The organism is Streptomyces prasinopilosus (assembly GCF_001419695.1).
GTDB lineage: Bacteria > Actinomycetota > Actinomycetes > Streptomycetales > Streptomycetaceae > Streptomyces > Streptomyces prasinopilosus.
In genome coordinates, this window is record NZ_LIRG01000272.1 from 1 (window position 1) to 9,446 (window position 9,446).

Annotated in this window: 7 protein-coding genes; 2 read left to right on the plus strand and 5 right to left on the minus strand. The window is 71.3% G+C overall.

Annotation, left to right across the window (positions count from 1 at the left end; genetic code table 11):
• Both AOK18_RS35235 and AOK18_RS12795 read left to right on the plus strand, forming a co-directional pair.
• A partial coding sequence (locus AOK18_RS35235) for an acyl-CoA thioesterase (protein ID WP_420865602.1) occupies positions 1 to 364 on the plus strand: 364 nt, incomplete at its 5' end.
• A 125-nt stretch (positions 365 to 489) separates the two neighbouring features.
• Complete coding sequence (locus AOK18_RS12795) at positions 490 to 1,764, plus strand: LCP family protein (protein ID WP_167738677.1); 1,275 nt, start codon at positions 490 to 492, stop codon at positions 1,762 to 1,764.
• Positions 1,765 to 1,827: 63 nt separating this feature from the next.
• Here AOK18_RS12795 and AOK18_RS12800 read toward each other — a convergent pair whose 3' ends face one another.
• From AOK18_RS12800 to AOK18_RS12820, 5 genes are all read right to left on the minus strand, one after another.
• Complete coding sequence (locus AOK18_RS12800) at positions 1,828 to 2,190, minus strand: four-helix bundle copper-binding protein (RefSeq protein ID WP_055694419.1); 363 nt, start codon at positions 2,188 to 2,190, stop codon at positions 1,828 to 1,830.
• Between the two features lie 244 nt (positions 2,191 to 2,434).
• The gene (locus AOK18_RS12805) at positions 2,435 to 4,168 is read right to left on the minus strand and encodes an LCP family protein (protein ID WP_420865603.1); all 1,734 of its coding nucleotides are present in this window, start codon (positions 4,166 to 4,168) and stop codon (positions 2,435 to 2,437) included.
• 155 nt (positions 4,169 to 4,323) lie between these two features.
• Entirely contained in the window at positions 4,324 to 6,072 is a 1,749-nt protein-coding gene (locus tag AOK18_RS12810) for an LCP family protein (RefSeq protein ID WP_079104983.1), read from the minus strand.
• Positions 6,073 to 6,475: 403 nt separating this feature from the next.
• Entirely contained in the window at positions 6,476 to 8,314 is a 1,839-nt protein-coding gene (locus tag AOK18_RS12815; RefSeq protein ID WP_055694420.1) for an LCP family protein, read from the minus strand.
• A 240-nt stretch (positions 8,315 to 8,554) separates the two neighbouring features.
• A partial coding sequence (locus AOK18_RS12820) for an LCP family protein (protein WP_055694423.1) occupies positions 8,555 to 9,446 on the minus strand: 892 nt, incomplete at its 5' end.

The following is a 9,446-nucleotide window of genomic DNA, read 5'->3' on the forward strand; positions in this document are numbered from 1 at the left end:
CGACGACGCGGCCGGGGCGGTCGCCGGACGGCACTCCGGCGGCCCCGCCGTCACCGCGTCGATGGACGAGATGGCCTTCCTCGAACCGGTCCGTGTGGGCGACCTGGTCCACGTCAAGGCCCAGGTCAACTGGACCGGCCGGACGTCCATGGAGGTCGGTGTACGGGTCCTGGCCGAGCGGTGGAACGAGTCCGCCCCGGCCGCGTCGTCGACGAGTTTCATGATCACGCCGCCGTGCACCGTACCCAGGAGGTTGGTGTCGTTGTGGGTCATGATGTGGCTGAGGGTCGTCCGCGACGCCGAGACGGGCTTGCCGGGTATGTCGGGGATGCCCGGACTCTCCGGGAGTGGGGCTGGGGCCTGATCTGTCATGGCCTCCACCTTATGCCGAGAGGGAGACCCGGGATTTTGTGTCAGCTTCGCAACAGCGCCGCCCCTATTTCCCGAGGACTGGTACGGCGCACGCCCCGGACCTGCACACTATGGCGCATGACTGATTGGCCCGACGCACGGCCCCACGACAACCGCGGCTCCCGTTACGGGCGCGGCAGCGCGAGCGAACGGCCCGAGGGCGCCCGCGTCATGCGCCAGGTCCGCCGCGGCCCGGCGGGCCCTCCCGGCCAGGGAGCCCACGGCGGGTCGGTGCCGCCGCAGCCGTCGTACGTGGACGGCAGCGGGCACGGCGGCGGTTACAACGACTACAACACCGGCCAGGTCTACGGCTCCCCGGCCGGCGGGGGCTTCGGCGGTCCGGGCGGCGGCGGACGCTCCGCGCGGCATCCCGCGCCGGACTGGCGCCGCCGGATCAAGGTGACGGCGATCGCGGCCGCGACCGTGCTGGTCGTGACGACCGTGGGCACCTACTTCTGGGCCGACTCCAAGCTCAACCGCGAGGTCGACCTGTCCATCGTGCTCGACCGGCCGGAGGCGGGCGAGGGCACCAACTACCTGATCGTCGGCTCCGACAGCCGGGCCGGGCTGACCGACGAGCAGAAGAAGAAGCTGCGCACCGGGTCGGCCGAGGGCAAGCGCACGGACTCCATGATGATCCTGCACACCGGCAGCAACGGCCCCACCCTGATCTCGCTGCCCCGCGACTCGAACGTGGAGATACCCACCTTCAAGGGCTCCGAGTCCGGCAAGACGTTCCAGGGCACGGGCCGGCAGGTGAAACTGAACGCCGCCTACGCCGAGGACGGTCCCGAACTCCTGGTCCGTACGGTCGAGTTCAACACCGGCCTGCACATCGACCACTACGTGGAGATCGGCTTCGCCGGCTTCGCGAACATCGTGGACGCGGTCGGCGGCGTGGAGATGGACATCCCGCAGGACATCAAGGACACCAAGTCCGGCGCCGACTTCGAGAAGGGCAGGCAGACGCTGAACGGCGAGGAGGCCCTCGCCTTCGTCCGCACCCGGTACGCGCTGGCCGGTTCCGACCTGGACCGCACGAAGAACCAGCAGAAGTTCCTCTCCGCCCTGGCGAACCAGGTGGCGACGCCGGGCACGGTCCTGAACCCGTTCAAGCTGTACCCGACCATGGGCGCGGGCCTGGACTCACTGATCGTCGACGAGGACATGGGCCTGTTCGACCTGGCCGGCATGTTCTGGGCGATGAAGGGCGTCAGCGGCGGTGACGGCACCTCCCTGAACATGCCCGTCGCCGGCTCCTCCGGCGGCAACCTGCTCTGGGACAAGGCGAAGGTCGCGCAGCTGGTGAACCAGCTGAAGAACGACGAGAAGGTCACCGTCAAGGGCGACTGAGCCCGCGGCGCGGCCGGGGGCACCCCGCGGGGCGGCCCCCGGCCGGGTCCGGCGTCCGGTGCTTCACATCGTGGCGCCCGCCATGGCACGACAGGACTCGGCACAGCGGCGACACGCCTCCGCGCAGCGCGTCATCTGCGCGTCGTCCGGCATGGCCGCGCAGGCCTCGGCACACAGGTCGCAGGCCCGGGCGCACATCGCGCACATCTCCGTGGCCAGCGGCGAGCGGCGCATCATCATGTCGGCGCACATGCGGGTCACGTCGGCGCAGTCCATGAGGGCGCCCATGATCTGCGCGGGGGCCTGGCCCATCCGCAGACAGGAGCTCATGGTCTCCTCGCAGATGCTGTGGCAGGCCATGCACGCCTGGACGCAGTCCTGCATCTCCTTGCTCATCGGGGCCGCGGCGGCAGACTGCTGGGTCATGATTCCTCCCGGGGGAACGGCGGGAGCCGCGGGCCGGCCCCCGCCCTTCAGTCCTACGCCCCTCGTCCCATGACCACCACAGGACGCACGGACCCCCGCCCCGGCCTGCGTGTTCCGGGGGAGGCGGGACCCCGTCACCGGGTGCCCACGGGACCGCGGAGCGGTCCGCCACGCGCGACGGGCCTCGTGACGGGCTCCGGGGCGGGCCTCGTGACGGGCTCCGGACCTCGTGACGGGCTCCCGGTCAGGACCAGGTGTAGGCCGGGTCGACCTCCATGCAGGCGGAGTCGTCGGCCCCGTTGAGGGCCCTGGCCGACTCGGGGGTCGTGTCGTCCTGTTCGGGCGCCTCGTACGCCGTTCCCTCGCGCCAGTCGGCACCGACGACGAGCGTGACCCCGGAGACGTCGGTGGACTGCCGTACCGCACTCTCCGGAACGCCCAGCGCCCCGGCGATCCGCAGGGCGTCGCCCCGCAGGTCGGCGCTCGGGTAGCGCACCAGCGTCAGCGGCTCGCTCAGGGCGCCGACGGTGTCGGCGGTCGCGCCGGTGAACCCCTTCTCCCGGAGCAGCCCGGCCACGGTGCCCGCACGGCCGGACGCCAGGCCGAGGGTGTCGGTGCGGGTGCCGTTGACGACCCGGACCGCGATTCTGTCGTCGCGGGCGGCCGGTTCGGCGGACACGGCCGGCTTCTCCTCCCTCGCCGCCTCCGCGGCCGGTGCCGGCTTCTCGTCCCTGCCGTCCAGCGCGATGTCCTCGCGGACCAGCCGGAACAGCTGCTCGGCGTCCTCCGTCGGCTCCACGCGGGCTCCCACGTACCGGTTGGGCATCGTGGTCATGGTGATGCGCTCCGGGTCCACCCGGCGCAGCTCGTTGCTGAGGTCGTACAGCTTCTTGACGGTGTCGAGGCCGGGGTCGACGGTGAGCGCCCGGGTGGCCTCCTCGGCCAGCCTGCGCAGCTTGTTGGGGTTGCTCAGGTCGGCGTTCTCGCGCAGCTCGCGGGCCAGCGAGTTCATGTACATGTGCTGGGCCTTGGCGCGGGCGAGGTCGCTGCCGTCCTCGAAGCCGTAGCGCGTGCGCAGCCACTGCAGGGCCTGCTCGCCCTTGACCGGGTGGGTGCCCTCGGGCAGCTTCAGCCCGGATCCGTGGCCCCGGCTGTCGCGCGAGAGGATGTTGGCGTCCACGCACACGGGGACGCCGCCGACGGCGTCGGCCATGGCGACCACACCGGCGAAGTCGACCATGACGAAGTGGTCGATGTGGATGCCGGTGAGCTCCTGCCAGGTGGCCACGGTGCAGCCCGGACCGCCGTGGCCGAGGCTCTGGTTGGTCATCGTCCGCCCGTTGCTCGCCTCGTACACCGTCCCGTCCTCGGGGTCGGTGCACTTCGGGATCTGGACGAGGGTGTCGCGGGGCATGCTGATCACGGACATGTTGGTCCGGTCGGCGGACAGGTGCAGCAGCATCTGCACATCGGCCAGCGGTGTCGAGCCGAACGTCTCGCGGGCGCCGCCGAGGTCCTGGTTCTCCTTGCTGTCCCGGGCGTCGGAGCCGATCAGCAGGATGTTCAGCGGGGTCTGCCCGGCGGCGTTCGGGGTGGGCTTGGCGACCTTGGTGTCCCCCAGGTTCAGGGGGTTCTGCTTGATGTTGCCGTTCAGGTGCCGGTAGTAGACGTAGCCGGCCCCGGCCGCGCCGAACAGGACCAGCGCGAGGACCGCGGCGACCCACCTGAACATCCGGCGCCGCGGGCGGCGGCCGCCCCCGCCCGGGCCGGGCGCGTCCCCGCCGGACGCGGGTGTGCCGCCGTCCTCGCCGGAGGCGGGTATGCCGCCGTCGTCACCGTCCGGGGAGGGCGCCGCCCCGCCGTCGTCACCGCCCGCCGGGTGCTCGTCGCCGTCGGCGGGGGCGCCGGCGGGATCGTCGTCCGGGCCCGGGTCACGCCGCTCGTCGCGGAGCGTCTCCCGCGCGGCGCGCTGCGTCACTTCCGTCGCCCTTCCCACCCCTGGTACTCCTCGCCCTCGTGGAAACTGGCCTGTCCTGCTCTTGTTAGACGCACGACGGGCCCGTCAGTTGCCCTGGGACGGCAATTCCGCGGCAACAACTTTCGGGGAGTCCGCGAAGGCGGTCCGGATGGGTCTCAGCTCGCGCACTCGACCTCGTCCGCCGTGGACTTCTCCACGTCCGGAGGCCCGGCCGCGGAGCCGTCGAGCGGGGAGCCGGCGCCCGTGAAGTCCTCGCCGAGGGTCAGCGTCATCGCGGGCAGCCCCTGCGAGTTGGTGACGCTCCCGCCGGGCTTCAGTGCCGAACCGGACAGGCCCAGGATGGTGGCGAGGCGGCGGGCCTGGCCGGCCTGGTCGGGCGCGTACTCGAGGGTGGTCCTCCGGAGCGTCCGGTCGGCGTTGCCGGCGTTCTCCGACTTGCTGACGCCCTCCTCCACCTGGAGCCGGCTGAGCATCCGCTGGGCGCTGCCCGCCGGGGCGCCGCCGTTGAGGACCTGCACCCGGACCTCGGAGGCCGGTGCCTTGGTGCCCTCGAGGCGGGCGGCGACGGCGGCCTTCTCCCTCCGCTCCCGCCTCTCCTCCACCTCGGTCAGCGACACGTCGCCGGCGATCGCGTCGAACAGCCGGGGGGCCCTGGCGTCGTCCACGACGACGGTCGCCTTCACCGCCTCCGCGGGGTTGTCCTTCACCGGCACCGTGGTGAACGCGATGTTCTTCGGCGGCACCTTCCTCAGCTCCAGGGCGACGTCCTTGAGCGTGCCCACGCTGCCGATGCCGGTGTCCACGGTCAGCGCGTTGGTGGCGGCCTCGGCCAGCTTCACCAGTTTGGCGGGGTTGGTGAGGGTGTCGCCGGAGGACATCTTGCGCATCAGCGAGGCCAGGAAGTGCTGCTGCACCTTGATCCGGTCGAGGTCGCCCTCGTTGCCGAAGCTGTGCCGGGTCCGCACGAAGGCGAGCGCCTGCTCGCCCTCCACCCTCGACGTGCCCGCGGGCAGCTCCAGCTTCGACAGCTTGTCGTGCACCGGGTGTTCCACGCACACGTCGACGCCGTCGACGGCCGAGGTGAGGGTCTTGACCGCGTTGAAGTCGGCCATCATGAAGTGGTCGGGCTTGATGCCGGTGACCTCCTCGACCGTGCGCATCACGCAGCCCGGGTCCCGGCCGCCCTCGCCGAGGCTCCGGTTGAAGCGGGCGCCGCGCAGACCCGGGACCACCGTCTCCGTCCCGTCCTCCAGCTTCGTCGGACAGTCGGGGATGTCGACTATCAGGTCGCGCGGGATGCTGAGGGCGGTGGCGTTGGTGCGGTCCTCGGAGACGTGCAGCAGGATCGTGGTGTCGGCGTGCCCGACGCTGCCCGCGTCCCCGTAACCGTCGTTGCCCGAGCCGGTGCGCTTGTCGGTGCCGAGGACGAGGATGTCGAAGGCCTCGTCCCTGCTGAAGTCGCCCGAGCCCGCGTCCCCGACGTCGGTCGTGTGGACGTTGCCCTCGAGGTGCTTCAGGTAGGCGTAGCCGGCCGTGCCGGTGGCGAGCACCACGAAGGCCATCGTCCCGCCGGTCCACAGCAGGGCCCTGCGCGCTTTCGGCCTGCGCTGTCCCGAGCGGCCCGGGCGGCGTCCGGGCGGCGGCCCGGGAGCGCCGCGCCGCGGCGGCGGGACCTCGTGGCCGGGCGTCCACGGGCCACCGGGCACGGTGCCGTACGGGTGGCCCGCGCCGCCGGGCGGGGCGGGGTGGTGCGCGGTGTGCGGGGAGCCCCTGCGGGGGCCGGGGACGGACGACCGCGGTGCGGAAGGGTCCAGTCGCAGTTCGTATTCACCGGTGGCCGGATTGAGTACCCATTGGTCTGCGGGGTCGACATCGTCCGCCCGCCCACGGCTCTGCGCGTCCACGCTCGTCCGATCCTCCGTCGGGGCCACACGGCACCCTCCCCCCTCCGGAGGGTGGCCGCGCGTACTGGTCACCACCGTGCGCGCGACGCCGGAACGGTCCTCGCGGCCGGGGCACTGGAGCGTTCACACTAGCCGCCGACCTGAGCGGGACGGGGCCTCAGTGACGAATTCCTCGTCCATGAAAAGGGGTAAACCGCCCCATTGGGTGGGGAAATGACGCCGTGGAGGCGCCGTTCCCGGGAGATTCACGCCGTCCGGGCGCCCCGCGCGGGATCGGCACGCGCCCCGCGCGACCCGCCGCGCGACACTCCGCGACCCGCCGCGCGAGAGTCCGCGGAACACGCCGCACGACGCACCGCGAGGCGCGTCGTGCGGCGGGCTGTGCGGCGTGCCCTGCGGCGCGTCACTGCGCGCACTCGACCTTGTCCGCCGTGGACGTGGACTTCTTGATGTCGTCCGACGCCTTGGACGGAGGGGTGAGGGGGACGCCCGCGCCCTTGAAGTCCTCGCCGAGGGTCAGCGTCATCGTGGGCAGGCCCTGGGAGTTGGTGACGCTCTCACCCGGTTTCATCCCCGAGCCGGACAGGCCCAGGATGTCGGCGAGGCGGCGGGCCTGGGCGGCCTGGTCGGGTGCGTACTCGAGGGTGGTCTTCTCGAGCGTCTCGTCGGCGTTGCCGGAGTTCTCCGACTTGCTGACGCCTTCCTTGAGCTGGAGCCAGGAGACGGTCTCCTGGGCGCTGCCCGACGGACCGCCGCCGTTGAGGACCCGCACCCGGACGTCCGAGGCCGGCGCCTTGGTTCCCTTGAGGCGGGCGGCGACGGCGGCCTTCTCCTTCTTCTCCTGCTGCTTGACCTCGGTGAAGGACACGTCGTTCTTGATGAGCTCGAATATCTCCGGCGCCTTGGCGTCGTCCACGACGACGGTCGCCCGCACCGTCTCCGCGGGGTTGTCCTTCACCGGCAGCGTGATGAACGCCAGGTTCTTGATGTTGAGCTTGCCCAGCTCCAGGCCGAGGTCCTTCAGCTTGTTGATGCTGTCCAGCTGGGAGTCGACGGTGAGCGCCTCGGTGCCCGCCTCCGCGAGCTTCACCATCTTCGTCGGGCTGGTGAGGGTGTCGCTGGACTTCAGCTGCCGCATCAGCGCGCCGAGGAACTGCTGCTGCACCTTGATGCGGTCGAGGTCGCCCTGGTTGCCCCACGCGTGCCGGGTGCGGACGAACGCCAGGGCCTCCTCGCCCTCGATGGTGTGCGTGCCGGCGGACAGATTGAGCTTGGAGTCCTTGTCGTTGACGTCCTCGGCGAGGCAGACCTCGACCCCGCCGACCGCCGTGGTCAGCGTCTTGACCGCGTTGAAGTCCGCCACCATGAAGTTGTCCGGGGTGATCCCGGTCAGCTCGGTGACCGTCCGCATGGTGCAGCTCGGCGTGCGCTCGTTCTGGCCGAGGCTGGTGTTGAAGCGGCCCCTGGAGCCGGGGATCGTCTTCTCCGTCCCGTCCTCCATCCGCGTGGGGCAGTCGGGGATGTCGACGATGAGGTCGCGCGGGATGCTGAGGGCGGTGGCGTTGGTGCGGTCCTTGGAGACGTGCAGCAGGAGCGTGGTGTCCGCGTGCCCGGCGCTGCCCGCGTCCCCGTAGCCCTCGTTGCCCGAGCCGGTGCGCTTGTCGGTGCCGATCAGCAGGATGTTGATGGCCTTGTCCTTCTGGAAGCCACCGGTGCTCGCGCCGTCGTCGGAGACCGAGTTGATGTTGCCGTTGAGGTGCTCCAGGTACAGGTAGCCGCCCACGGCGGTGGCGAGCACCACGAAGGCCATCGTCCCGCCGGTCCACAGCAGGGCCTTCTTCGCCTTCGACTTCTTCTTCGCCGGCCGGCGTCCGCGCCGGCCGGCCGCCGGCTCCTCGGGAACGTCCCGGCGCCTGCGTGACGTCCCCTCGCGTTCGGGGGTCCCGCGCTCGGGCGTCCTGCGCTCGGCCGCCCTGCGGCCGGCGGGCCGCTCCGCCGTGCGCCCGGGAGCGCCGGTACGGCCGCGCGGGGCGTCGGGGTCACCGGCGGAGCCGGAGCCCTTCTTCGCGCCCGCGCCGCCGTCCGGGCCCCCACCGGAGGAACGCGGCCTGCGGGGAGAGGGAACCGGCCGCTGCGGTGCGGAATGATTCAGTCGCAGTTCGTAATCGCCGGTGTCCGGGTTGAGTACCCACTGGTCTGCGGGGTCGATGTCGCCACCCCGTCCACGGCTTTGCGCGTCCACGGTCGTTTGCGTCCTCCGTCGGTGCCACGCGGCGCCTTTCCCCTCCCAGGCGCTCGGTCGGTCACACAGTGCGCGACGACAGGGTGAATCTCAGGAACGCGCGCACCGGGAGCGCTCACACTAACGGCACGGAACGGCCTCCGGCGACGCCCGTGGCACATTCCACATCCATACAACTGGGCAATTCGCTCATATCTATTGACATGAGTTCCCGGCCCGGGGGCCACCTGTGCAACCGCTTTACGCGCAGGCGTCCTCGGCGGCCGTGCTCCCGGAGAACGTCGGTGCGGGAGAAGCCTCTTCGGGTGCTCCCCCCGGCCGTCCCCCGGATTCATCCGGAGTGACTCCACCGTCACTTACGGTGTTCGCGCCGTCCGAATTCCCGGCCGGGGCGGCGGTTCCGGATTCCGTGCCGGAACTCCGCGGTGCGTCCCGTGCGACCGTGACCGGTGCGTCCCTGCGCAACCGCTCGAACAGCTCGTGCGCCGCGGGTTGTGAAAGCCGGTCCCGGTCGGCGTCGTCCGGGTACGGCTCCCGGGGGACGGTGAGGAATTGCACATGTTCCGCGGGGATGTCGCGGAGCCCGCGGACGAGTTCGTACAAACCCCGCAGGTTCGCCAGTTCCGGATCGGTCGTCAATGCCGAAGTGGCCGCGTTCAGAACGGGATACAGTTTGGCCGGGTTCAGCAGGACGTCATTGCCGCTCACCTTGTTGACGAGCGCCCCGAGGAACCGCTGCTGGCGTTCCATACGGTGTGTGTCGCTGCCGTCACCGAGGGATTTGCGGGCGCGGACATAGCCGAGGGCCTGTTCCCCGTTCAGCGTCACCCGGCCCGCGGGGAGCTTCAGTTCGGCCGCCTCGTCGTCGACGGGTTCGCGCAGGCACACCTCGACGCCGTCGACCGCCTCGACCATCTCCTTGAAGCCGTGGAAGTCCACGACGACGTGATGGTCCACGCGAATGCCGGTGAGTTTCTCCACGGTGCGGACGGCGCAGGCGGAACCGCCTTCCTGGAACGCCCGGTTGAACATCGTGAAAACGGGCCCGGCGCGGGTGTCGTCCCGGCCCGGGCAGTCCGGCACGTGCACCATCAGGTCCCGGGGCAGGGACACCGCGGTGGCGCTGCCCCGG

What these genes read in the sequence shown, in the direction of transcription:
- AOK18_RS12795 (WP_167738677.1), top strand. Translation starts at nt 490, where the DNA reads ATGACTGATTGGCCCGACGCACGGCCCCACGACAACCGCGGCTCCCGT.
- AOK18_RS12800 (WP_055694419.1), bottom strand. Translation starts at nt 2,190, where the DNA reads ATGACCCAGCAGTCTGCCGCCGCGGCCCCGATGAGCAAGGAGATGCAG.